The sequence below is a fragment of the Pseudomonas putida genome, assembly GCF_025905425.1.
In the GTDB taxonomy this organism is placed as follows: domain Bacteria; phylum Pseudomonadota; class Gammaproteobacteria; order Pseudomonadales; family Pseudomonadaceae; genus Aquipseudomonas; species Aquipseudomonas putida_AF.
Genome location: NZ_CP109603.1, coordinates 1,722,403 through 1,745,822, shown reverse-complemented (window position 1 = coordinate 1,745,822; position 23,420 = coordinate 1,722,403). Strand labels below are relative to the sequence as shown.

Below are 23,420 nucleotides of genomic sequence, written 5' to 3'. Positions count from 1 at the left end.
CTAGCCCGATGTACAGGCGATTTCCAGTATGTGAATCGGAGCTAACCCATCATGTCAAACACTGGTCAAGATGTAGTGGATGTCGGCCTCACCCGTGTCGGTCAGAAGTACATACTGGGTGCGCGAGTCCCCTTGGACAACCCGAACTGGAAAGGCCCATGGGATTGTGCCGAGTTCACCTCCTGGTGTGTGTATCAGGCGTATGGGCAAATCTTTGGTGCTGGCAATCCTGCGCGTATAGACAAGGCCGAACCTTATTCTGGGTATTGGTACTCCGAGGCAAAGGCCAAAGGCAGAATCATTGCCTGGCAGGACGCGCTGAAGATTCCCGGTGCAACCCTTGTAAGGGCACCTGCGGCCGGCCGGATCGGGCACACCGCGTTTTCGCTGGGTGACAATGACCACACCCTGGAAGCCAGAGGGGCTGCCTTCGGGGTAGACGTATTCAGTGGCGCCACCGGGCGACCTTGGAGCATCGGGTGCCTGCTCCCAGGCGTGGAATACGCCCTGAATGACGTGCAGCCGGTTGTGCTGAGCACCACAGCCCCTCCTCCTCTACCAGAAGGCTACCTGTGGTTTAAAGTCCCTGCGCTGAAAGGAGCAGCCGTCATCGCGGTGCAGGAGAAGCTCAAAGCAAAGGGCATTGATCCAGGCCCCATTGACGGTGTGTTCGGGTCAATGACTGTCGCTGCCGTCAGTGCCTTGCAGGCGATGAAAGGGCTTGAAGTCGATGGCGTCGTCGGCCCCAGGACGGCTGCTGCGCTGGGCCTTTCCTTTCCAATTTCGCCCGGCGCCAGTGATCAACAAGCATTCACGAGGGCGCAACAGCCACAAGGCCCAGGGCCTATCGCTCTGCCGGCAGCAGCCACAGGTTTAGACCTGGTGGTCGATATCGTGCAAAGGGAACAGTCCTTCTACGCCACCACAACCGCAGGTTTCACCTTCATGGTCGGCACCGCGACACGGTTTACCGATGACATGAATCGCACGGGTTTGTTCCAGGGCAGCCGCGCGATCCAAGACAGCCTGAATGCATTTGGCGACTATCAGGCGGAGCACTTCGCCGCGTCGTTCGGCAAATGGGCATACTTCATCGAACCGACCCTGAAAGCTGAAGGCGGGGGCCGTTTTGCCACGCTGAACACCTACGACAGGGCAGCGTTCACCTTTGGCGCCCCGCAGTTTGCCGCACACACACCCGGCGCCAACCTGATTCTGTACTTGCGGGCTTTACTTGCACTGCCGGGGGCCGACCAGCATTTCCCCGAATTGAGCCTGCACGCCAATACAGCCGGGAAGCACACCCTGCACGTGAACAAAAACGGCACCTTGGTGGATCTGGAACAGGCCAGCGTGGTCACCCGGCCCAATGGCAAAAAAGAAACACAGTTGGCTGCACTAATGAAGTACCTGAACAACTCTGCGACTGACATTGATGCAGCAGAACTCTCTGCGGCCGCTCGGCTGATGAACTGGTTACGTACCGACCCCCAAGCCAAGGCACTGCAGATCGACTTGTTCATCGACAATGCCAAACAGAAGCTGGCCACGGCAAAAGTTAAAGTACATGGCTTTAGCGGCAATGATTGGCAGACGGCGTTATGGATCATGGACATCTTGCACCAGGGGCGCGGGCGTTATGACGAAATCGCCACAGCGCTACTTGCCAGCGACGTTCAAGCTGCCCTTAAGAAAATTGGCTGGCCCACCTACAAAACACGGATCAAAACGGTAGAAAAGGCTGTACAGGCATTGGACAGCAGCGGCAAGTTGCGCGGCTTCACAATCTGACAAGGCATCACGCATGAGCTCGCCGCTGGCGACCAGGAACCGCACCGCTGCAATGACCATCACCCACAATGAGGGTCACTGGGCCGGCGCGAGCCTGCGGATGTCTATCCAATGACACGTGCCACCGCTCGCCCGCACAGCGTCCATCATGTGTTGCGTACCCCCAGGGCCATCACCGCGCTGGCCATCCCACAGGCAGAGGAACAGGATTTCGCTGCCTGCTGCATGCCTCGCCGCATCGAGCATCCAGAGGTTGCAACGCTCAAAAGGATCTTCGCCCGGGCCCAGCGGCCCCAGCACGTCCGGCGCCGCAACAAGGGCGGATTGAGCAGTCACCTGGTGATAGCGCTCGACCCAGCGTGCGCCTGCGTAAGCGACTGACTCGGCGATAAAGGCCGGCTCATCCAATGGCAGATAGATCTGCAGGCGCGATTGACGCTCGAGCATGAGCGCTGCAAACAAAAGGTCACCACCGCAGGCAGCCCCACACAATGCCAGGTCTCCTGGCCCTGCCTGAAACCGATCGATTGCCTTGGCAAGCGCATCGTTGACGGCGGGCTCCAGCTCAGCCGGAAAGCGCGGCAATGCTCGGCCAGGCGCATCGATCATGTGCCCGCTAAAAAGAAAAATGCGTTTCAGTGGAGCTGAATTCATGGGGCATCCTGCATTGATCGAAAATGGCATTTACCCAGTGATTTCCACGACGGCATCTCCTGGGCATCGTGTAGATCAGCTGCAGGCAACCTGGCCTCTACTTCGCCGCCTGCTGACCTTCAAGTTTGATAGGGCCGTCGGAAAACCAGAGTTCGTAGTGCCGCGGACGCAGGTTCTTCAGCGTCTCATCGGACACGCTGAAGCTCTGCAGCTTGACCTGCGGAGTGACAAGCACTTGGTTAATCATTTCAACTAACCTTTGGCCGTCTTCTTGACACTCTTCAACGCGGAAGCAACGCAACAGCGCATAGGGCGCAGACGGGCTCTTGATGGCGGGGACTATAATCGCAGCGCCGCCCAGTTGCGGCCCACCGAGGCGCTTAGCGAGCATCCCGGCGGCATCGCGTTGCGACTCCTGCGCGATGTGCACATAGATACGCAATGCGATACTGGCTGCCTCAAGCTTGTCGACCTGCTGCACGATGCTGTTACTTGCCAGATCAATGCTGTCTTTCAACTTCACGTCAGCGGTTTCGGCCGCGCGCCGCCGCAATTCGTCCAGCTCCGGCTTGATTTTAGCCGCGAAACTCCTCTCCCGCTCCTTGGCATATTGCAGATCAAGACGATTGATTTCAGCGACATTGGTCGCCTCGACGGCTCTCTTGGTTTCCACGCGGGCTCTGTACAACTGAGACAGTGCGAACGCCATCATCACGACGACAACCGCGAGCGCCCAGCGGTAGATTCGCTCACGACTGGCCTTGGCTTGTAGCTTATGCTCGCGAAGACGCGCGGCTTCAGCCCGTTCCCGATCCTGCACCTCTTCGCGCGCGAGCCGCTCAAGCTCCTTCACGCTGGCCTCAATCAACCGCGTGATGAGCTCCCAGCCTCCACCGTAGCGTTCGCTCCAAGCAGGGTTGCGCCGCATCAACCAGGCTTGGCGTTCTTCGGCCGTGGCCGCCGAGAGAATGTTGGAAGCGTCCCGCTCGAAGCTCTCGGCCTGAACCAGCAGTGAACGCCACACCAATCCACTCTTGAACTCCCGGATCAGCCAGCCGTCGCGTGGGTCGGCTAACGCGTTCCAGTAGCGAATCAGCGCCTCATGACTGATATCGACATGGTCATCGGCTGCGATCGGTGCGGTGCCATAGGGCCGCAGGAACGACACGCCTTCGGCACGAAATGCATCGATCACCGCCCGAACCTCGCCCTCATCGCCCCCTGACACTGCAATCAGCTCCGAGAGCCTTCGTGGCCGACGAATCGCCTGTCCGTCGGCGTTGATCTCGGTCAGGGCACGGAAGACTTCTTCGACGATGCGCGAGTGCTCCGGCCTCACGTTCGACTGTGCCACCTGATCGGCATGGTCGGACAGCAACCGAGCGAGTCCGCACGCGACGGAATAGTCCTCCAGCGTCAGCGTCCAACCGCAGGACGCCGCAGAAACGCAGCGACGATGCAGCACCATCAATCCATGCTGGATCAGCGGGAGCTGGTCCTGCCCACCCATCGAGTCGGCAATCAGCTTTTCAGCCAGATCAAGCGTAACGTTGCCATCATAGAGCGTCGCAGGTTCGCGAATCGCTCGCACCAGGTCGCCGTGCACCATCCGCGGCAGTAGATACTGCGTGGCATTGACGACTTCGGCAAAGCCCTCGAATTGCGCGCAGGCGCCAAGGAATTCCGAACGCATCGTCAGCACGACGCACAGGTGCGGCGCGGCCAGCTTCTGCAAGCCCACGAGCAGATCGATAAGCAGTGTCGCTTCCTGCGGCCCCTCACGGCGCGCATGCGCGAAGACTTCCTCGAACTGATCGAGCAGCACACAAACCTGCGCCCCTGAATGGGCACGGTGTAGATGGTCTGCGAGGGCCGAGGCACCGTCACGGCCACAATTCAGGCAGCGTCGCAGTTCCAGAAAACTCGCGTCGATCTCTGCGACAGCTTCCAGCCCCGCGAGGGCCATTGCGAGATTGTTCAGCGGTTCGTCCCCAGGCGTTGCCCAGCACGTGAGCCAGCGCATTCCACCGCGCGCAGCTTCCTGCTCCAGCCGAGGCAGCACGCCAGCGCGAACCAATGAACTCTTGCCGCAGCCGGAATCGCCGTGCACCACCAGAAAGCGCTGATCGACCAGACGGCGGACGACTTCGTCCGTCATGCGTTCGCGACCAAAAAAGATCGGCCATTCGTCCTTCCCGAAGGGTCGCAACCCTGGATAGGGTCCAGGGGGAAGCGTGACATCGAATACCGACTCGATCTCGCTGTACGACGATACGTTCATAATGCCTGCCCCGCAGTGCCGCTCCTGAGCGTCAACCAACGCTGGACTTCATCGGTCCATGGCTCGCTCGTCGCATCGATCCAATCTACCTGCAGTGCCTTTGCCGCGTTTTTTCGCCGTTGCGTCGCAATTGAAGCACCGACGGTGTCGAGAAGGCCGCAAGGCAGCAGGCGATTGGAGAGTGCACGCACTGAATGGCGATCCTGGCGCCCCACCACCACCATGTCCGCATCCAGCGCGCGGCCATCTTCGGTGCCAAGGAGCAGAAGCGCATCGCATCCACTGAGTACTTCGATCCGACGATTCCTGACCTCAGTCGCCTTTCGCGGATCCTTCTCGACGCGGTCCGGTTCGCTGGGCATCACCGTGAGGCCGCCGTCCGCAAGCACGCTGTAAACCTTTTCCCATGCCTTGGACTGCTCCGCACGCCCCTGCAGGTAAACGACTTGCCCTGAGTCGCAGGCCAGGCGCGCAACCTCCTGCTGGATTCGTTCACGTTCTTCCAGGCGCTCCTTCAGTGCATCGAGCTTACGCAGCACCGCACCGGTGACTTTCAGCACCGCGTCGCGGAACTGCTTGTCCTCGCTCACTGCTGCACCCCAGCCGAATGGGCGCGCGACGTACTCGTCGACAGCGCGGTCGTAAAACGGGAACCCGACCAACTGTGCGCCGGTGACATCGGTCAGCACACTGGGCCACTGCGTCGTCGTCGGCGAAATACGCAAAACCGCCACGCGCTCATCATGAGACAGCCCGTGCTCCGCCTGTTTCTCGAACCACCAATCCCGCTCGTAGCCGCACCAGCGTGACTTGAGGTATTGCTCGGACATCAGTATCGCAAGCAGTGCCGAGCCGGAGATATCGTCACGCAGCTGGTCCGTCAGTAGAGCCATCGGATCCACACGCTGGTCCGGGCGATAATGATCGTCGAAAAAGACCTTAAGGTCAGCGCTGAATTTCGGGTTGAAACGCAGTTCCGCCTCCAGTTCACGCGCCAAACCCGCAGACCAGCTTTTAAGCAACGACGACCCGGTGCCCTCTACGTCACCGTGGCTGTAGCTCACGAACAAGTCGAATTTAAACGGGGATCCAATGTACGACATAGTCACTTACCTAATGTCGGAGCGCCCAAGACGCCCGTTGAAATACCGCCCGGCTCGACAAGTGAAGGTCGCCTACCCTTCAGATTTCGACGTTCTTCACAAAGTCCGCAATGAAGGACTGAACGCGGCCTGCGATCACATCCTTGTCGGCGTTTAGCCGCTCGGCCGTGGTACCGAACAGCGAGGTTCTGCGGCTCAGCTCTGCCTGCTGCGACGAGAATTTGAAGAACAGCACTTGCGTGATCGTAGCCTGCGCCTTCACGCCCACGGCCAGCAGCTTGATTGCCGGCTCGCCGTGCTGGTCGGTGTCGATATAGCCGATCTGAAACTTCGCACCACTCGCATGCTGACTGGAGCGATCGAACAGCGTGATCCAGGGCGTGCCAGTCTCCATGTTGTCCAGCCCCTCCAGCACGGAGACGACCATCGACGTGGCCGCAACCGCCGGCCCCAGCAGGGCAGTCAGCACCGGAATGATCGACTTGTGTACACTCAGATTCTCATTGCTGACGCGCTGAACCTGTTCCTCACTGTCGTGAGCCCGCCAGCCGATGTTGCCTAGCACTGCACTGTAATTGCGATGCCAGTCGAAGATATCGCTGGACGCAGAGGTCGCCTTGTTAGCGGCCAATTGCGCAAGCAGCATCGAGTTGGAAATCAGTTGGCGCAGGTTGACGGGAACGCTATCGCTGAACTCCGCCAACTGAGCACCCACTGTGACGACTTGCCGCGCGGCGGTAAATTCGGGCGCATCCGCCGCACGTGCAGATTCCAAGTCTCGACCCCGTTGCACTTCGGGAAGGTCCAGCTCCAGCACGAACGTGCGAATCGCATCGGTTGTCCGGCTCATGAAGATTCTCCTCTGGTTGCATTCACCTATGCAGGTCGTGCGCCGCCCAGCGTTGACCCTGCGCACACGGGACAGCGAACAATCGGTCGCGTTGCAACGTTATTGCCTACTTGCCCAGCCACGCCTGCTCGATTGCCTGCAGCGCGATACCCTCGTTCGCTTCGTACGCACCACCGCCATGCAGTCGCGGTGTAGTGAACGATCCGCCATGGTGCAAGGCCACGACCTCCCATTTGCTGTTGAACACTGGGCTGCCAGAGCTTCCGGGATCGGTGGGCGTGCGGTAGTGGACCAGCCGTTCATCATCGTCGATATCGAGCAACCGGCTGTCCTGCAAAGAAATCTGCAGCCCGCTACCGCGCGGATGGCCGACCACGAAGACTCTGCCCTTGCCGTCGATCAGAGGCAGGTTGTTGGCCTTGTTCAGAACCCTCGCCGTGGCGGGAAGCTCGTTCAGCCGCACGATGGTCACGTCAAGATCCTGTCTGGCACTGTTCGAGACCCCAAGGTCTCCAGGCGGCGAAGTGAACAGCACCTCTCCGACCTTGTAGCTGACCAATTTTCCCTTGGCGGTCGACTCGACCTCGAACGTTACGTACGCGTCTGCCGGGGCGATGGCATTACGTACATCGTTGCTAATCACATGTGCGTTGGTGACGAACACCGGTGCGCAGTCACCTGCACGACTGAAGGCGCTGCCAGATAGCAAAAACCCCGTCCCGACACGTTCACCGCTCGCAGTCATGACACACCCTATCGACTCACAGGCGGTCAGCAGCATCCTGATTGACTGCAAAGACAACGTGGACTCGCCGGAGAAATTTTTCTCCAGCTTCTGCAGTTCAGCATTTGAAAGCCCGTCGATGGACCGTTTCGTTTCCCGCACGTCGCCGGGGGAAATGAAGAAGCGTCGCTCCGTCTTGGCGATGTGTCTTGCCATGATGGCTGACAAGCGATCGGCACAGGAACCCACGCCAACCAGCGGATTGCCATTCCAGATCTCCCGAATCTGGCGATCGTACGATTCGATGTCGAACGATTTGACAGCCGGATGCATGAGAAATCGGTAGAGCCAGAATTCCGCCGCATCGCACGCGCCCAGGGCCAGATGGGCCTCCGATACGGTCGCAGCGGCAAAAGCATCGTTCGGATCGGCGAGGTGCGCCGCCATGGCGATTGCAAGAACCTCGGTCGCCAGCTCGCCCGAAGACGCAATACCCGGCGCGAGCAGCCCTTCGCGCTCTTCATGCACTCGCAGCGCTGCCGCGTTGATACCCTGCCAGTACCGAGACCGGCCGCGCCGAAACGTCTGCAGATACTGTTTGCGAGCGCGGACCAGCAAGTTTGGGTCGCGCGTCGCCACATAGCGCTGCTTGAACACTCGACCCAACAACCCCTCGAACTCGGGAACCTGCTGGATCGCGCTCGCATCGTTCTTGAGTGCGCGTAGCTGCGGCAACCCTTCTGTCAGCACTTTTTCGGCTTCTTCGAGCGCTGTGAGGTTGATCAGCGCCTGTGCCAGAAGTTTACCCAGGATGGGATCGAAGCCCCGGTGCTGCACCCAGCGCTGGGCGATCGTCCGTGCATGGTCATAGTGGCGGCTTTTGATCAGCACCAGCGCGGCTTTTCTGGCACTGTCCAGCGACAAAGCCCCACTGTCGATCTGCTGGGTAATCGCTTCAACCGCCTCAGCCAGATCCCATGGCTGGGCGTCCCTCATGTGGCCGCTTTTGAGGTCATCGACCAATGTGTCCATGATCACAACCCCAAAGCCTGAGCCAGCTGTTTACGCAACTGCGTCCCTGCCAGGTAATGGGTGATCGTGTGGCGCCACTTTCCCCAATTGGACTCTTGGATATCCTCTACCTGCTTGCCGCCGACCGAACGGTAGTCGTTCGCGAACTTTGGATCTGCGCCACAGATGGGGTCGAGCGGGTCGTAGATATTGATCCACCGCTCTAGGGTTGCAGCCGGAAAGTCAACCTTGTCATTACCTGTGGCGAGCAGCTCCTGTTGCACTTCACGAATGCCCAATGGCGACCCCAGTGTGATCAGGGTATCGATGGGGGGGCACTCCGGGCAGTTGCGAATCACGTCGTAGGCAACCATCGTGCCCATGCTGTGAGAGATGATTGCGATCTTCCCGGCCTTTTCCTGCACATGGTGGAGATCACGCAACAGCCGCGAGCGAAGTTCATCGCGCACGTCGAACCGCACGCCATCCGCAAGCCTCACGTATTGCTTGTTGAACAGAAAGTAATAGGCCTCCATTGCGGCCTTCTTGATGATGGCCTCGCGTACCGGCGACGGGATGAACCGCGCAAGTTCATGATCGCTGGCACCCTGCGACAGGCTTTCGGTGGTTACTGCGCTATCAACGATCAGATTGGCCCAGAGCTTGGCTTGGAAACCTTCAAGGAAAGCTACCTCGCGCGGTGTTTTCGGCGTCGGCAGAGGTAGCTCCTCCCCCGCAGGGTCAAGGCTTTCGGCTTGCAGTTCCAGATCAATGTTGCCTTCCTCGTAAGAGGCCAGATCAACCTCATAGTCTGTGCCATAAAAGACGTCTGCGTAATAGTTCAGCGCATGCGGCACACCGGCCCCGGCGAGGTCGAGGCCTTCATTCGGAGGTGCAAAGACACTCGGCATCGGGTTGCCGCGGCTCAGGCCCCACTGCCACAGTTCAAGCAACTTCTCAGGCGCCGGCTTGCGAGCCAGACCATGGATGAAGACCACCGCAAACGGACGCTTGGCAGACATGAACCCTCTCCTTCGAGTGCGTGAAACAAAATACAACGTTGTTCGCTAACGCGTTTTGGGCAGCTGTTGCCCGAAGTTAGTCAGCAACAGCAAGACCGAAAAGGACTCGATCAAAAAGGTACGCCATCGGCGTGACAACCTTGGGCCAAGATAACAACTAGGTTTTGTACGAAAAGTAGGGTCATCCCTCGCTGTGGGAGTGGGCTTGCCCCGCGATCTGCCGCAACGCGGCAGCAAAGCCTGAATTCGCGGCGTCTTTGCACTATTTGATACCAGGTACAGGAACGCTTCGCACTCCATCGCGGGGCAAGCCCGCGCCCACAAAACTTTCCGTACAGAGCCTAGTTCATTCAGGCTGATGGCCCTTTTCATCCAACGTGAACCGTTACAAAGGCAGTAAAGCCCAAGCAGGGAAGCATTTCAACACGCGTAAAAACACATGAACGTACCCCCAAGCAGCGCAACCTTCTAACGACTTGAAAATGACGTCAAAAAGCAAACCACCGGTTCAACCCACTCAACGTTCACACCCCACCAAATTATAAGAAATAGAGATTACCTCTATAACAAACCTCACCAAGCTCGACGCACGAAAACAGGCTTTGCTCTAACCCAACGGAACTCGAATTTATTTCGATGCCATTCAGATAACAACCTAGACTGGTCATAACTCAGGGCTTTACACACGGTCGCCTTCGCCGCAGGGAGGGATTGCACCTTGATAACCCCATCTACTCGTGTGTTTGTCAGTCATGCTTCCGAGGATAAGCCCCGTGTGCGCCCACTCGCTCAAGCGCTGGCGATGGAGGGTTTGAGTTTGTGGCTCGACCGCCCCGGAAGTGGAGCGGACAACTTTCAACTCGAAGAGGAGTTCATTCGCAAGCATGACATTCAAGGTTTGGTCGCCGGCAGTGACTGGGATGACCAGATTCTTCAAGCGCATCGAACGTCCGGCGCAGTCCTGGCCTGCATCTCTAGCTCCCTGTGCAAAGACAGGCAAGTGCTAGTACTGGAAATGGCATTTGCGCGCTATTCAAACAAGCTGGTTGCCTGCATTGTGGACGACCTGGAATACAGTAAATTACCGATAGATCTCGGCCTACTAGATGGTACAAAACTACAAGCACCGCGTGTCGATACGGCGATCATTCAAGAAGCGATAAATCAATTGCAATCCAGCCCATCGCTCACCCCAGACACCTTACCTGAGCACTTGCGCAGCGAATGGCAAATCGTTCGTCATCTTGTAAAAGACATAAACAGAGTCATTCGCGCTCAAGGCGGTGTCAAAGCCTCTCCCTTTGAGCTTGAGGACGCCAGAAAGATGCTGCGCACGATACCCGTCGGCCCCATGGTACGTGCGTTTGAAATCCCAGCTTTCCTTTATGAGCTTCTCAGCGATCGCATACCCAATGCCGTCGCAGCGAAGCAACATTTCACCCTGGCGATGAGCCTCGCTCTTGAATGTGCTGACAGCGTACATACGACCTTGCAAGTGGTCGTTTCCCTCGGTGAGGTGGTTAATCCAGAGACTAACGCCTTGAACCAGTTCTGGGCTGATGCACTTATGAAAGCCGGAAAAAAATCGAGAAGGACGCTGGCCGCACTGCTCATAGCACCCGGGCCGTTAATACCCAGTGACTTACCTGAAAGCACGGCAAAAAAAGTTGCAGCATTCCTCAACTGGCTGCAAAACCCAGTCGCTTCCACGCATTTAAATTAATGTGAGGGTTGGCCACCATGCAAACGCCAAGCACCCCCAATGCAATACAGAAAACCGCCATTGCATTCAGAAGGGCTGTAACAGCATGCCTCTGGTGTTTGCTCTGCCTCAACATCCATGTCGCCCATGCCGATGACTACCTTGGGCCATCGGAGGTCATACAACTAGTCAGTCATCAATTGGCTGAAGGCGGCGGCCTTATGCACGCCGAGCTCGAAAAACTGGGGTTTGTAACTGAGATCGAAAATCTGCAGCGTTTTACAGGGAATTCGCTGCAATCCTTTTCGCCGCAGTCCGTTATCGAAAACTTCTATCAAAGAGCCGAAGCCTCAAAAAATGGGGATGGCCTTCGCCTCCTCGCCATTCTTCTAAATGAACAGGTTAAGTCTTCAGCAGCCCTTGCAAGCGACCCTGCGATCAAACCGATTCTCGCTAAATTTTCTAAAGAACAGCTTGACGTCCAAAAACACGGTTTCAAACTTGCTGCCTACAAGCCGTTCGAACCTGGAGTTCCCCGTCCACCCCTACCCAAAATCGTGCAGCGCGGGATTTCTAGCCTGACGACGATTTACGCTGACCAGGGGCTTTCAGAGCTGCGGTTATTCACGCTGCACACCTTTAAAAAAGAAGGGTATGACAAAGCGGCATTCGACAAAGTGGTGCTTGAGAACCCCAGCGAGCCAGACAAAGCCTTGCTAAAGCTTCTTGAGATAGGCACCCCCCAACCCACCGTGGAAAAAGCGATACATTCGCTGCTTGGTCAAACCCTTGAACGAAGCGCTGCACTGAGCGCGGATGCTTCCCTTCATCAAATAATGGTGGAGCTATCAAGCGAGCTTTCCCCGGAACAACGGCAATACTTGAAAGCCGAGGAGCAACTGGAAAGTCGCAAGCGTCAGTTGGCAGAGGCGTCCGCAGCGAAAGGGTTGGGTAAAGTACCACCTTCCGATCATAACGAATTGATTTCATCCATTAAGCCGCTCGCCCCGAAAGCCATCGTAGCCACAACCCAGGACACGCGCGCGCCCCTTAAACCCGGAGAACTTTTCGCAGCCAACGATGCTCACGACTTAAAAAACTCAGCCTCTTATGAGAACTATATAAAAGACACATTTGCGCCCTTGAGCGATGTGGCCCCCGTCGAGCCATCGAACCCGGGCTCGCCTCCCCCTGCCAAACCCTCTAAACCGACACCCAGGCTATATACAAAAGCACGGGTGTCCGCGCGGGCTGGCAGGGGCGTTTCAGTGGGTGGCAACGTAGATATCAAGATAGAGCAGGATCCGATACATGCAGTGTGGCTCACAAACGCTGAGGACAGTCGGTTCGGACGCCTTTTCGTTACGCTCAAAGAATCCCCCACAACAACATTGGTTGCCGCTTCACGCATTTTGTTTGCTGACAGTTTCTATTCTGCGTACTCGGTCATGTCTACGCCGCAGACCTCAGCCTCAGCATTCCGTCAGGGAGACATATTGGTACTCATGAGCATGAGTGTAAACGGCGAGCTCGCAAGTAATAGAACCGCCTTTAGCAACGAAGTCATGATGCGTCCAGATTTTTTTGAAAGCGCACTGAATGAGCTTAATGATTCAGATCAAAAAAAGCTTGATGAGGCCGCAAAACGCATCATGAGCACCACCTATCCCAAGCCCTCCTTCGACACACTACTTAAAGCCCTGATGGAAAACGACGAAACGAAAAAAATACTTTACAAAGGCATGCAACTGGCAGTCCACCGAGCGATCAAGGAGGACCCAGCCCAACGAAAACTTTCCACACAACGAGACATTGTGATTCATCCAGCACTGTTCGGGCGTGAGCTCGCGTGGTCCGCAACCCGCGTAGACTTTTGGAGCAATCAACTTCAGCAGCTTGAACAGGAGTCAATGATTGAAAATGGAGGAACCCCTTTTCCGGCTAACTTAAAAAGTATCGACACTAAAAAAAGCTCCACATGGCAATATTACGAAAAAGACTCAACCCTCCTCCTGCGCCCATCAACCGGCACGTCTTTCCAGCTTGTCGTCACCTCTGCCCCTGAAGATACATCCGGCACGGGTGAACGCAGCCATTTCAAAGTTGCCATGTTCAATCATGAGCCCGGGCCGCGCGGCCTCCGCGCAGAAGACAACCTCTACCAACGCCCCGACATTGAAGAAGCCTTTCAACCCCTGCTGGACTGGTTGTCAACAAACCACCACGACTACATAAGACTTAATGATTTTTCCGAGGCCTTTTCACTTCTACGCTGGCTTGATACCAAAGGAACGGACTTAGAGATCGTCGACATCGGGCCAAAAGCCAAGCCGTTAATAACGCCCAATCGAACTGACATTGCCAAGGGCCCGCTTGTTGGAGACAAGTAATATCTCGCGGGTGCCCTCGAGCGCTAGGCTTTGTACAAAAAGTTTTGTGGGAGCGGGCTTGCCCCGCGATGGAGTGCGAAGCGCTCCTGTACCCGATATCAAATAGTGCAAAGACGCCGCGACTTCAGGCAGCGCCACGCACTGCCTTGCCGAGAGACTATGGCGTCGAGGTATGCCCATTCAAAGGCAGGTAAGGTATAGTCAGCCCGTTAGAAATGGCACTGGCCTCAAGCTTCGCACGCTCCGCGTTCAGAAAAACATAGGCGGCTTGCAGCGTGGTGATCTTCGCTTGTATTTCGGCCATCTTGCTGGCAACCAGCACCGCGCCTTGCGCGCAATCGATCGTATTACCCCGCTTGGCCGCAAGAATTTCGCCAATCTCAGCGAGTGAAAAACCAGCGCTCTGGGCACTCTGAATGAACGTTAGATCAACAACGGTCTGGTCGCTGTAGCTGCGGTAGTTGTTGGCTTGTCGATGGGCCACAATAAGCCCGAGTTGCTCGTAATAGCGCAAGGCATGGCGACCGACTCCACTCCGGCGCTCCAACTCCCCAATATTCACAGTAAAAATCCTTGACTGTAGAGTACGCTCTACACCTTAGCCTGCACCGACCATCCAAACAAGGGTTCAGGCATGAGCGTGGAATGTTTCGTCACAGGCGGCAGCGGGTTTGTCGGTCAACATTTACTGGCCCGTCTTACTGCGACAGGGCACAAGACCTGGGTGCTGATGCGCACCCCTGCAAACATTGAGCGCCTCAGAGAGCAGGTCGGCCGGCTGGGAGGTAACCCTGCGTTTATCCATGCCGTTGAGGGCGATATCAGCAGGGAGGGGCTTGGACTCAGCGAGTCAGACAAGGAACGCATCTCTGCAGCCGCTGTGGTCTTTCACCTCGCGGCGCAGTTTACCTGGGGGCTGACAATGGAGCGCGCCCGCACCGTCAATGTGCAAGGAGCGCTGAGAGTCGCCAGGCTTGCGGCGAGCTTGCGTATCCGATTGCTGATGGTGGGCGGCTATATGCTGCAAAACCTTACCCACCTTGCGAGCATAGGGATTGATAATGAGTGCCCTGAAAATACAAACTGGCCCGCCGTCTACAGCCGTGTAGGGGGCTACGAAGGCAGCAAGTTGGAGTCCCATTTTGCAGTCATCCGTTACATGCAGGAAGCAGACGCTGATTACACAATCGTTCATCCTGCTACGGTGTGTGGCCACAGCGAGAGTGGGCACATCCTTGAAGGGCAACCTCTGGTCGAACTCATTCGAAATCTGGCCCTGGGCCGGTTCAAAGCTATCCCCGGTTCCAGCAGGCACTGGTTGCCAATGGTCAGCGTCGATTACCTGGTGACGATGATAATCTGCGTGGCGTTCGACCCCTCGATGGCCAACCAACAGGTCCTGGCACTCTATGAACACACGCCGAACCTACAGGGTATGCTCAAACAGCTGGCAGAAACGCTGGAGGTCAAGGCACCCCGCCGCCATGTAGCGATAGGGTTGCTCAAGTGGTTATTGGCGGTGCCAGGGCTCGCCGCCCGATTTTCGATCAGCGCCGAGTCACTGAACTTTATTCAGACGCAGCGCTTCGACATGACCCACAGCAAGCAGTTGGAACATAAGTATCAGCTGACACATCCCGACATGACGAAAACGTTGGAAAAGACCGTGCACTACGTCAAGGGCTACTTGCCCAATCGCCATGCTCACGCGTCTGAAAACCCTGTTGGACGATAACGGCGTCGCGCCCCTGACGGCCAAAGACCCATGACAAGGAATGTATTAATGCACTCTCATTTCAGCAAGGGCGTCCTCTTTGCGCTCTGCGCTGCTGCACTGAATGCAACGATCGGCGTACTCAGCAAGGTATTGATGAACAGTGGCTTCAGCGCCAGCAGCATCGCCCTGATAAAAACCGTACTCGGCTGCCTACTGCTGTCAGTCTTGCTACTGTTCCTCAAGCGGCCCCTGCATACGGCCAAGTGGCTCCAGGCTGCCGTTTGCGCCTTTCTCGGCATTTTTGTGTTGTTCCACTTTGAAACCTCGGCCTATAGCCATTACGCCGCAGCGGGCGTGGTGGTGATCCTGATGGCAAGCGCTTCCATCTCTTCGATAGTACTGGGACGGATAGTCCTCAAGGACCCCATCACCGCTAACGCAACGGTAGGCGCCGGGTTGACGATAGCCGGTATCGCCGTGATTTTTGGCGCTGACCTGGAACAAGGCTTCACGTTGCAAGGCGCAGCACTCGCTTCGATTGGAGGCTGCGGTTATGGCGCATTTTCGGTTGCCATGAAGCGCATGGGCGTTTCTGGGGGCCTGCACTTCACGCGGCAACTGTTGTTCTTCGGCAGTCTTTACCTGCTCATGCCGGCTGCGACCGATGGCTTCGTCATGGGAGAGCTGTCGCTCGTGGCGGTCATGGCAGTGCTGGCTTTGGCTGCGTTGCCGACCATCCTCGGATTCTTCTGTACCACCAAGGCCATCGAGTATTTAAAGCCATCACAAGTCCAAGCACTGGAACTGACCGAACCGCTGTTTGCCGCGCTTCTGGCGTTCGTGATCCTCAATGAGTTACCGCGTGACACGTTGTACCTGGGAGCCGCGTTGATCCTCTGCGGACTGTGTTTCTCCAACGAGCTGATCCGCTTAGGCAAGAAAGCGCCGCAGCCGTCCGGAGTGTGATGCGTTTTTTCGCTCAGCATCCGGTGATGCACACCTCATTCCCCTCCCAGGCCCAGTTGGCTGGGCCTGCGCTTCTCGATTGCAAACGTGAGCACAGCCCCTCGGTTTCCCGTCAGCCAGACGGTCATGGCAGTTCGCCTTGAGGGGGCTATCGTTGCTTGTCTGGGCAACGACTACCGACCGAGGGCGGTGCGATGAACACTAGTGATCTACTCGAACAGTTACTTCGGGCCGGCCAGGGCTCGCAAGCGCAACAAGGCGGCGGCATGTCAGCACAAGACGGCCTGGGCGGTTTGCTGGGTGGCCTGCTTGGTGGCGGCGGTGCAACGGGTGGCGGTGGTGGCCTTGGAGGCCTGCTGGGCGGCCTGTTGGGTGGCGCTGGCGGCAGCAACACTGGCGGCTTTACCCAGGGGCGTTCCGCCGGTGGCACCAATTACGCAGCCCTGGCATCGTTGGGCATGATGGCGTTCCAGGCCTATCAAAGCTGGCAGCGTAGCCAGGCGGCAGCACCGCAACAGGCCGTGCGTACGGTCGATCAATTGGCCGGCCCCGAGGCCGAGGATCACAGCCATGCAATCTTGCGCGCGCTGATTGCGGCCGCCAAGGCTGACGGCCGTATCGACGAGCAAGAAGAACAGTTGATCTACGCTGAAATCAAACGTCAAACCAACGACCCGCAACTGCAGCAATGGCTGGATGAAGAAGTCAGCAAGCCACTCGATGCCAGCGAGGTGGCACAGTCGGCCCAGGACCCGGCCATGGCCGCAGAAATGTACCTGGCCAGCGTGATGCTGGTGGATGACCAGCAGGCCGCAGAGCGGGCGTACCTTGACGAACTGGCCAGTGCACTGCAAATCGACCCGACATTGCAGGTGCACCTGGAGCAGCAGGCCAAGGGCGCCGCCTGAGCGGGCCAAGATGCAGGCGTGAATGGATGATATCCTCCACCGGTTTAAGCCCGTTGGCAGTATCGGACGGCGAACCGGACAAAAGGAAATGTCATGCATCCACGCCCCCTCCTCGCGGCAATCGGCACCGCGTTCACGTTGATCTCAGCTCAGGCTTCAGCCACTCAGCCAGCATCGCTCTCGCCCGCTCAAATAATCCAGGAGCGCATCTCGGTAACGGTCGAAGGCAGCGGCCCGGATGTCATCCTGATCCCAGGCTTGGCGTCTTCGCGTGAAGTCTGGCGTGATCTGGCCACCCGCTTGCAGCACAGCCACCGCCTGCACCTGGTACAGGTCGCAGGCTTCGCCGGCGCACCTGCCGTGTCCGACCCGGATGGAAAAGTAGCGGCGCCGACGGCCGAGGCCATCGCTGCGTACATCCGCACCCGGCACCTCAAGGCCCCGGTCATCATTGGCCACTCGTTGGGTGGCGAGGTGGCGCTGATGCTCGGCGCGCGTCACCCCGATCTGGTCGCGCGCTTGATGATCGTCGATGCCCTGCCCTTCTACACACTGATCATGGACCCTTCCGCGACCCGCGAGACGGCCGCACCGCATGCGGCAGCGTTGCGCGATGCCCTGTTGGCGTCACCGCCTGAGCAGGCCGAGGCCCTGCAGCGTGCCTCCATCGCCCGCCTGGTAAAAAGCGAAGCGGCCAGGCCTGCGCTACTCGCGGCGGCAATGGGCTCGGACCGGCAAACCACTGCCGAGGCCACCTATGAACTGATGACCACCGACCTGCGCCCTGAGCTTGATCGCATCCAGGTACCGGTTGAGGTCGTGTATGCCTACGACCCGATTTACGGCATCCCCGCGGCCAACGTGGAGGCGACCTTTCGCAACGCCTACGCCACCACTCCGAACATAAGCTTCAAGCGCATCGACGCCAGCTTCCACTTCGTCATGCTCGACCAGCCAGAAGCGTTCGCCAACGCAGTCAGCGCATTCCTGCAACCGTAGCAGGCGCTTGCCACAGCCGCTCAGCGCTTGAGCAGGACAATGAAAAACACCCCGCCAAGCGCGGCGGTGGCAATGCCGATGGGCAAGTCTTCGGGGGCGATCAGGGTGCGTGCGGCCACATCCACCCAGACCAGAAAAATCCCCCCCAGCAACGCGCTCACCGGCATCAGCCGGCGGTTTTCCGCGCCCACCAGCGCCCGTGCCATGTGCGGCACCATCAGGCCGACAAAGCCGATGGCACCCGAGAGCGAGACCAGTACACCGGTCAACAGCGACGTGCAGGTGAACACCTGCAGGCGCAGGCGGCGGCTGTTGAAACCCAGGCTGACCGCCGTCTGCTCACCGCTCATCAGCGCATTCAGCCCGCGCCCCATGACCTGCAAGGCGAGCAGCCCCAGCAACACGCACAGCGCCGGCAGCCAGATGACAGGCCAGCGTGCAGCCCCCAGGCCACCGAGCATCCAGAACACCACCGAGGCAGCGGCGTGCTGATCGCCCGTATACAGCAGCAAATTGACCACCGCCATCAGCACGAACGACACGGCGACGCCCGCCAACAACAGGCGGTCGCTTTCCATGCGGCCATTGCGCCGCGCCACGGCGATCACCAGCAGCATGCTCCCCGCCGCGCCCATGAACGCCGCCAGCGGCAAGCTGAAGGCACCGATGAATTCGCCCAGGTAAAGCATCACCAGCACCGCCCCCAAGGCCGCCCCCGAGCTGACGCCCAGCAGATGAGGGTCCGCCAGGGGGTTGCGGGTAACGGCCTGCAGCGCAGTGCCGACCAATGCCAGGCCGGCCCCCACCAAGGCCCCAAGCAGCACCCGGGGAGCACGGATCAGCCAGACGATATGGGCCTGGCTCTGGGTCCACGCCCCCGCCATGTCGATGCCCAGTTGCTGGGCAACGATCCCTGCAACGTGGGCCAGCGGCACCGACGCAGGGCCAAATGCCAGGGCGACCAGGCACGACACCAGCAACAGTGCGCTCAGCATCACGATCAACCCGCGATACGCCGCAGGGCTGTGCCCGGCCCTCATCGAGCGGCACCCTGCAGCGGCTTGGGATGCAAGGCATCGGCAAGCTTTTCGATTGCCAGTGCGTTCTCCACCGAAGGCGTCACTTCAAGGTAAGTCAGCACAATGAAGCGTTTATCACGAATCGCCTGCACAGCCTGCAACGCGGGTTGGCGCAGCAGGAAGTCGCGTTTCTGCTGCCACGTGCTCGGGCCATAGTCGACGATCAGGATCACCTGCGGGTCGCGCTCCACCACGCTTTCCCAGTTCACCTGGGTCCAGCTGGCGGCAACATCGTCCATCACATTGCGCCCGCCTGCCGCCTCAATCAGGGCCTGGGGTACGCCAAGCCTTCCCGACGTGGTCGGGCGGTCTTCGCCACTGTCGTAGAGAAACACACCTGGGGTGGGCTGCGCCTGCCCGACGCGTCGGTGCACGTGATCGATGCGGGCGCGCATGCTCGTGATCAAGGCGTCGGCCTGGGGCTCGACAGAGAAGATCCGCCCCAGATTGCCCAGGTCGCGGTAGACGTCACCCAGGCTGGCCCGTTGCTGGGCCATGACCCACGAACAGGACTCGCTCAGCTCGTACACCGGGATACCGAACGGCGCGAGGGTGCTGGGCGTGACCGGGCCGCCTACCTGCATGCCGTAGTTCCAGCCGGCAAAAAACAGATCGGCTTCGGTCGCCAGCAAGGTTTCGATGGCGGGGTACCGGCTGGCCAACTGCGGCACGCCCTGCAGCGCGGCGTCTACCCACGGGTCGCGGTGCTTGCTGGCGCTGAAGCCGGTGTAGCCGACGATGCGCGCGCGCAGCCCCAGGTGCAGCAGCATTGCGGTCATGTTCACATCGTGCACCACCACCCGCTGCGGTGCCTGGGTGAACGTCACGTCGCGGTCGCAGCTGCGCACGCTCAGGGGGTAGTCGCTGGCCAGGGCAGGCAGCGCGGACAGGATCGACAGCAGGCCGATCAGGTAGCGGACAGTCATGTTCGGGTGATCCAGGTAATGCGTGGGTAAGGGTGCAGAGGGTGCGGGTCGACCAGCGCCTCGACGCCGAAGACGTGCCGGAGCAACCCGGGGGTCAGCACCTGCTGCGGTGTGCCGCTGGCGACAATACGACCGCCATCGATGACGTACAGCCGATCACAGAACGCGGCCGCCAGGTTGAGGTCGTGAAAGCTGGCCAGAATGCTCAGGCCAAGGCTGCGCAGGTGCTGCAGCAGCTCCAGCTGATAGCGCGGGTCCAGGTGATTGGTCGGTTCATCGAGCATCAACAGCTGCGGCGCCTGCACCAATGCCCGGGCCAGCAGCACGCGCTGCTTCTCACCACCAGACAGGGTGGCAAAGCTTTGCTCGCCCTGGCCAGCAAGGCCTACTTGGGCGAGGGCCTGGGCCACTTGCAGGGCGTCCTCGGCGGTGTCGCCGTCGAACAGGCCCTTGTGCGGTGCGCGCCCCATGGCAACGACATCGCCAACGCTCAAGCCAAACGCTTCGGGAAACTCCTGCAGCACCACCGCGATGCGTTGTGCGCACCAGCGCGGGTTGCGCTGCCAGATGTCATCCGCGCCAAGGCGCACCCGGCCCTGGGCAGGCGCGTTGGCACGGTAGGCGCAGCGCAGCAGGCTGGTCTTGCCGCTGCCGTTGGGGCCGATCAAACCGACGAACTCGCCCTGCGCCACTCGCAGGTCCACGCCTTGCAGCAGCGGGCGCGGTGCCCGCCCCCGTTCATGCAGGGCCCAATCCAGGGCCTCGATGTGCAGTTGCGTCATGCGCATCCCCTTCAGCAAGCACCGGCCAATGGCCGGTGCGACAGGCTTAGAAGCTGTAGTCAGCTGTGACGAAGAACGAGCGCGGTTCACCCAAGTACCACTGTCGGCCGTTGTTGCCGGTGGTGGTGGCGTATTGGCGGTCGAACAAGTTGTTCAACTGCAGGCCCAGGGTAAGGTCCGGTTGCACGTGCCAGTCCACATTGGCATCGACCACGGTGTAGCTGGGCACCTCGACGGTGTTGGCATTGTCGGCGTAACGGCTGTCGACATAGCGCGCCCCTGCACCGGCGCTGAAGCGGTTGCCAAAGTCCTTGCTCAACCACAGGTTGGCCGAGCGTCGCGGTACGTTGATCGGCTGATTGCCCGAATAATCATTGGCGCCACTGGCAAACTCGTCGTACTCCGCGCGCACCCAGGCGGCGTTGGCGGACAGCTGTACGTCGTAGGGCAGGCGCAGTTCGAGGCTGGCTTCGATCCCATCCGACGACTGCTGGCCGACCTGCTGTTGCAGCGTCGGGTTGAGCGGGTCGGTGCTCAGCAGCTTCTTCTTGACGATGTGATAGGCCGCCAGGGTCCACTCCCCTCGCCCGTCCGGCAGCAGCTGCTTGATGCCTGCCTCGGTTTGCTTGGCAGTGCTCAGGTCCCATTGCTGCTGCGCGGCGTTGAGGGTCAGCAGGTTGCTCACGCCTTCGGTGCTGGTGGCGTACTGGGTGTAAAGTGACAGGTCTTCGGTCAGCGCAAACACCAACCCGGCGCGCCAGTTGTCGCCGGACAAGCTGCGATCGGTGCGGGTATCGGCATCCAGGTCGTCGCGGTTCAGGTGCACCTGGTCGCGGCGCACACCGGTGATCAACGACAGGCGCTCGGTCAGTTGCGTGCGGTTTTCGGCGAACAGCGAGAACTGCTTGGCCTGGTTGGCTTCGCGCGAGCGGTACGGGTCGTTGCTGATGTACTCGCCGCCACCGGAACCGGACAGCGGCACCGTATCGGTCAGGGTGTTGCCGAAGTCGTGCTTGCGTACAAAACGGATCGTGTTGTAGTCGGCGCCGACCACGGTCTGGCTGTCCAGACCGAACAGCGGGTGTTGCAGGGTGAACGACTGGCGATCACCGAGCTGTTCCTGGGTCTGCTTGATGCTGATGAAGCTGCTGCGCTGAACCTGGTCACCTGGCAACCAGGTGTAGGTCTCGGCGTTGCGCCAGCGGCGCTGGGCCTTGAGGAAGTACAGCTGGTTGCTGGCGGTGAGGTTGTCGTTGATCACCCAGTCGGTCACCAGCCGCGTGGACTGGTCGTTGTAATGCACCTCGGCATTGTTGACGTTGTAGTTGTGATCGCGCAGCGACTCGCGGTAATGCCCATCCACCAACGGCGTACCCATGTACTGTTGCGGGTCCTGGTCAGCGTTGTCGTGGCTGAGGGTAAAGCTCAGCGTATCGCTGGGTTGCCAGCGCAGCGAGCCGCTGATGGCGAGGCTCTGCGAATCACCCCGGTCGACCCAGCCGTTGCTGGCCTGCTTGTTGAGGTTCAGGCGATAGCTCAAGGTATCGGTCAACGAGCCGCCGCTGTCCAGGGCCATCTGCCGACGGTCGTCCGAGCCGTAGCCCAGGCGCAGGTGATTGCGGATCTCACCGTCGAACGGCTTCTTCGGCACCACGTTGATCACCGCGCCCGTGGCGCCCTCGCCGTACAGCACCGAAGCCGGGCCGCGCAGTACATCGATGCGCTCGACCGACCAGGTGTCCACCGGGAAGGTCACCGTGCCGGCGCCCACGTACAAGCGGGTACCGTCGTAGAGCTGCATGGTCGAACTGTGCCCGGTAAAACCACGGGCCGACAGCGCCGTGCCGCCGTTGCCGGGGGTGCCGATGAAGGTGATGCCGGGCGAACGGGTGACTGCGTCCTGAACGGTTGCGTTGTTGCGCGTGAGGATTTGCTCGGCACTGATGCTGGTCACGCTGGCGGGGGTTTCCAGCGGCGTCAGGCCAAGCCGCGAGCCACTGGTGCTTGGGGTGCGCAGGTCGGGCTGAGGGTTGCCCTCGGCCGTGCCGGTAATGTCCGTGGCCGGGAGCGCCAGGGCGTTGTCCGCCTCGGCGGCGTGGGCTGCAACGCAAACAAAAGCACAAGGCACCAGGCTTGCACGCAGCAGCGTGCCTGGCAGAGAACTGAACAGCGAATAACGGGACATGTCGTTCCACTTGAAGCAGGAATGAAAGAATCCCGGGGGAACAACGCAAAGAGGAATCGCGGGCAGGCACGCCCACGGAAACCGGCCTGCGCCCGCCCACCGCGGGTTTGCCAAACGATGCTTCAGGCCGGTCTCCGGGCTCGCGAGGGTCATGAAGCATTCACCTTCCCATGCCAGGGCACAGTGGTGTCTCGAATGCTTCGCTCGCATACCGTTGCGGGGGCAGCGCCGGACTGATCATCGCGCGATGACGAACCGGCTTCCCGTTTCACCCCATGCACGGCGGCAGGGGGCACCTGAAACAGGCGCGCAGATGACCATCAAAATGCC

General features: G+C 59.4%; 18 protein-coding genes and 1 riboswitch. Of the genes, 7 read left to right on the top strand and 11 right to left on the bottom strand.

Annotated elements, in window-relative coordinates:
• Nucleotides 1-51 precede the first annotated feature (51 nt).
• The gene (locus OGV19_RS07835; RefSeq protein ID WP_264312859.1) at nucleotides 52-1,791 is read left to right on the top strand and encodes a peptidoglycan-binding domain-containing protein; all 1,740 of its coding nucleotides are present in this window, start codon (nucleotides 52-54) and stop codon (nucleotides 1,789-1,791) included.
• Nucleotides 1,792-1,866: 75 nt separating this feature from the next.
• Here OGV19_RS07835 and OGV19_RS07830 read toward each other — a convergent pair whose 3' ends face one another.
• From OGV19_RS07830 to OGV19_RS07805, 6 genes are all read right to left on the bottom strand, one after another.
• Nucleotides 1,867-2,475: a hypothetical protein gene (locus tag OGV19_RS07830; protein WP_264312858.1), complete on the bottom strand. Its 609-nt coding sequence runs from the start codon at nucleotides 2,473-2,475 to the stop codon at nucleotides 1,867-1,869.
• Between the two features lie 67 nt (nucleotides 2,476-2,542).
• Nucleotides 2,543-4,726, bottom strand: coding sequence for an nSTAND1 domain-containing NTPase (locus OGV19_RS07825; RefSeq protein ID WP_264312857.1), 2,184 nt, complete (start codon nucleotides 4,724-4,726; stop codon nucleotides 2,543-2,545).
• A complete protein-coding gene (locus tag OGV19_RS07820; RefSeq protein ID WP_264312856.1) occupies nucleotides 4,723-5,829 on the bottom strand; it encodes a toll/interleukin-1 receptor domain-containing protein in 1,107 nt (368 codons plus the stop codon). Before OGV19_RS07820 ends, OGV19_RS07825 begins: the two co-directional genes overlap by 4 nt.
• Nucleotides 5,830-5,908: 79 nt before the next feature.
• On the bottom strand, nucleotides 5,909-6,679 hold the full coding sequence (locus OGV19_RS07815; RefSeq protein WP_264312855.1) for a hypothetical protein: 771 nt from the start codon (nucleotides 6,677-6,679) through the stop codon (nucleotides 5,909-5,911).
• A 106-nt stretch (nucleotides 6,680-6,785) separates the two neighbouring features.
• Nucleotides 6,786-8,435, bottom strand: a complete 1,650-nt coding sequence (locus tag OGV19_RS07810; RefSeq protein WP_264312854.1) for a serine protease — start codon at nucleotides 8,433-8,435, stop codon at nucleotides 6,786-6,788.
• A 2-nt stretch (nucleotides 8,436-8,437) separates the two neighbouring features.
• Nucleotides 8,438-9,436 (bottom strand): alpha/beta hydrolase family protein, encoded by a 999-nt coding sequence (locus OGV19_RS07805; protein WP_264312853.1) that lies wholly within the window; start codon nucleotides 9,434-9,436, stop codon nucleotides 8,438-8,440.
• A 739-nt stretch (nucleotides 9,437-10,175) separates the two neighbouring features.
• On the opposite strand from OGV19_RS07805, the gene OGV19_RS07800 reads away from it, so the two are divergent.
• Both OGV19_RS07800 and OGV19_RS07795 read left to right on the top strand, forming a co-directional pair.
• The gene (locus OGV19_RS07800; protein ID WP_264313909.1) at nucleotides 10,176-11,159 is read left to right on the top strand and encodes a toll/interleukin-1 receptor domain-containing protein; all 984 of its coding nucleotides are present in this window, start codon (nucleotides 10,176-10,178) and stop codon (nucleotides 11,157-11,159) included.
• A gap of 17 nt (nucleotides 11,160-11,176) precedes the next feature.
• Nucleotides 11,177-13,528, top strand: coding sequence for a hypothetical protein (locus OGV19_RS07795; RefSeq protein ID WP_264312852.1), 2,352 nt, complete (start codon nucleotides 11,177-11,179; stop codon nucleotides 13,526-13,528).
• Between the two features lie 157 nt (nucleotides 13,529-13,685).
• Here OGV19_RS07795 and OGV19_RS07790 read toward each other — a convergent pair whose 3' ends face one another.
• Complete coding sequence (locus OGV19_RS07790; protein ID WP_264312851.1) at nucleotides 13,686-14,090, bottom strand: MerR family transcriptional regulator; 405 nt, start codon at nucleotides 14,088-14,090, stop codon at nucleotides 13,686-13,688.
• A 72-nt stretch (nucleotides 14,091-14,162) separates the two neighbouring features.
• Here OGV19_RS07790 and OGV19_RS07785 point away from each other — a divergent pair, with 72 nt between their 5' ends.
• From OGV19_RS07785 to OGV19_RS07770, 4 genes are all read left to right on the top strand, one after another.
• Nucleotides 14,163-15,263: an SDR family oxidoreductase gene (locus OGV19_RS07785; protein ID WP_264312850.1), complete on the top strand. Its 1,101-nt coding sequence runs from the start codon at nucleotides 14,163-14,165 to the stop codon at nucleotides 15,261-15,263.
• A 48-nt stretch (nucleotides 15,264-15,311) separates the two neighbouring features.
• Nucleotides 15,312-16,211 carry a DMT family transporter gene (locus OGV19_RS07780; RefSeq protein ID WP_264312849.1) on the top strand — a complete coding sequence of 300 codons (900 nt, stop codon included), beginning with the start codon at nucleotides 15,312-15,314 and terminating at the stop codon, nucleotides 16,209-16,211.
• Between the two features lie 194 nt (nucleotides 16,212-16,405).
• The gene (locus OGV19_RS07775; RefSeq protein WP_264312848.1) at nucleotides 16,406-17,119 is read left to right on the top strand and encodes a tellurite resistance TerB family protein; all 714 of its coding nucleotides are present in this window, start codon (nucleotides 16,406-16,408) and stop codon (nucleotides 17,117-17,119) included.
• Between the two features lie 93 nt (nucleotides 17,120-17,212).
• Nucleotides 17,213-18,118, top strand: a complete 906-nt coding sequence (locus OGV19_RS07770; protein WP_264312847.1) for an alpha/beta fold hydrolase — start codon at nucleotides 17,213-17,215, stop codon at nucleotides 18,116-18,118.
• 20 nt (nucleotides 18,119-18,138) lie between these two features.
• Here the strand turns inward: OGV19_RS07770 and OGV19_RS07765 are convergent, their stop codons facing one another.
• From OGV19_RS07765 to OGV19_RS07750, 4 genes are read right to left on the bottom strand one after another with little or no spacing between them, the layout of a single operon-like run.
• Nucleotides 18,139-19,158 carry a FecCD family ABC transporter permease gene (locus OGV19_RS07765; protein ID WP_264312846.1) on the bottom strand — a complete coding sequence of 340 codons (1,020 nt, stop codon included), beginning with the start codon at nucleotides 19,156-19,158 and terminating at the stop codon, nucleotides 18,139-18,141.
• Nucleotides 19,155-20,123: an ABC transporter substrate-binding protein gene (locus OGV19_RS07760; protein ID WP_264312845.1), complete on the bottom strand. Its 969-nt coding sequence runs from the start codon at nucleotides 20,121-20,123 to the stop codon at nucleotides 19,155-19,157. Before OGV19_RS07760 ends, OGV19_RS07765 begins: the two co-directional genes overlap by 4 nt.
• Complete coding sequence (locus OGV19_RS07755) at nucleotides 20,120-20,905, bottom strand: ABC transporter ATP-binding protein (RefSeq protein WP_264312844.1); 786 nt, start codon at nucleotides 20,903-20,905, stop codon at nucleotides 20,120-20,122. The genes OGV19_RS07760 and OGV19_RS07755 overlap by 4 nt, the downstream gene beginning before the upstream one ends.
• 46 nt (nucleotides 20,906-20,951) lie before the next feature.
• The gene (locus OGV19_RS07750) at nucleotides 20,952-23,090 is read right to left on the bottom strand and encodes a TonB-dependent receptor (RefSeq protein WP_264312843.1); all 2,139 of its coding nucleotides are present in this window, start codon (nucleotides 23,088-23,090) and stop codon (nucleotides 20,952-20,954) included.
• A 107-nt stretch (nucleotides 23,091-23,197) separates the two neighbouring features.
• Nucleotides 23,198-23,405, bottom strand: a riboswitch (cobalamin riboswitch).
• Nucleotides 23,406-23,420: the final 15 nt, after the last annotated feature.

Coding starts and splice junctions, on each gene's coding strand:
- OGV19_RS07795 (WP_264312852.1), top strand. CDS start 11,177: ATGCAAACGCCAAGCACCCCCAATGCAATACAGAAAACCGCCATTGCA.
- OGV19_RS07835 (WP_264312859.1), top strand. CDS start 52: ATGTCAAACACTGGTCAAGATGTAGTGGATGTCGGCCTCACCCGTGTC.
- OGV19_RS07765 (WP_264312846.1), bottom strand. CDS start 19,158: ATGAGGGCCGGGCACAGCCCTGCGGCGTATCGCGGGTTGATCGTGATG.
- OGV19_RS07785 (WP_264312850.1), top strand. CDS start 14,163: ATGAGCGTGGAATGTTTCGTCACAGGCGGCAGCGGGTTTGTCGGTCAA.
- OGV19_RS07810 (WP_264312854.1), bottom strand. CDS start 8,435: ATGGACACATTGGTCGATGACCTCAAAAGCGGCCACATGAGGGACGCC.
- OGV19_RS07780 (WP_264312849.1), top strand. CDS start 15,312: ATGCACTCTCATTTCAGCAAGGGCGTCCTCTTTGCGCTCTGCGCTGCT.
- OGV19_RS07820 (WP_264312856.1), bottom strand. CDS start 5,829: ATGTCGTACATTGGATCCCCGTTTAAATTCGACTTGTTCGTGAGCTAC.
- OGV19_RS07775 (WP_264312848.1), top strand. CDS start 16,406: ATGAACACTAGTGATCTACTCGAACAGTTACTTCGGGCCGGCCAGGGC.
- OGV19_RS07760 (WP_264312845.1), bottom strand. CDS start 20,123: ATGACTGTCCGCTACCTGATCGGCCTGCTGTCGATCCTGTCCGCGCTG.
- OGV19_RS07830 (WP_264312858.1), bottom strand. CDS start 2,475: ATGCCATTTTCGATCAATGCAGGATGCCCCATGAATTCAGCTCCACTG.
- OGV19_RS07755 (WP_264312844.1), bottom strand. CDS start 20,905: ATGACGCAACTGCACATCGAGGCCCTGGATTGGGCCCTGCATGAACGG.
- OGV19_RS07815 (WP_264312855.1), bottom strand. CDS start 6,679: ATGAGCCGGACAACCGATGCGATTCGCACGTTCGTGCTGGAGCTGGAC.
- OGV19_RS07750 (WP_264312843.1), bottom strand. CDS start 23,090: ATGTCCCGTTATTCGCTGTTCAGTTCTCTGCCAGGCACGCTGCTGCGT.
- OGV19_RS07805 (WP_264312853.1), bottom strand. CDS start 9,436: ATGTCTGCCAAGCGTCCGTTTGCGGTGGTCTTCATCCATGGTCTGGCT.
- OGV19_RS07770 (WP_264312847.1), top strand. CDS start 17,213: ATGCATCCACGCCCCCTCCTCGCGGCAATCGGCACCGCGTTCACGTTG.
- OGV19_RS07825 (WP_264312857.1), bottom strand. CDS start 4,726: ATGAACGTATCGTCGTACAGCGAGATCGAGTCGGTATTCGATGTCACG.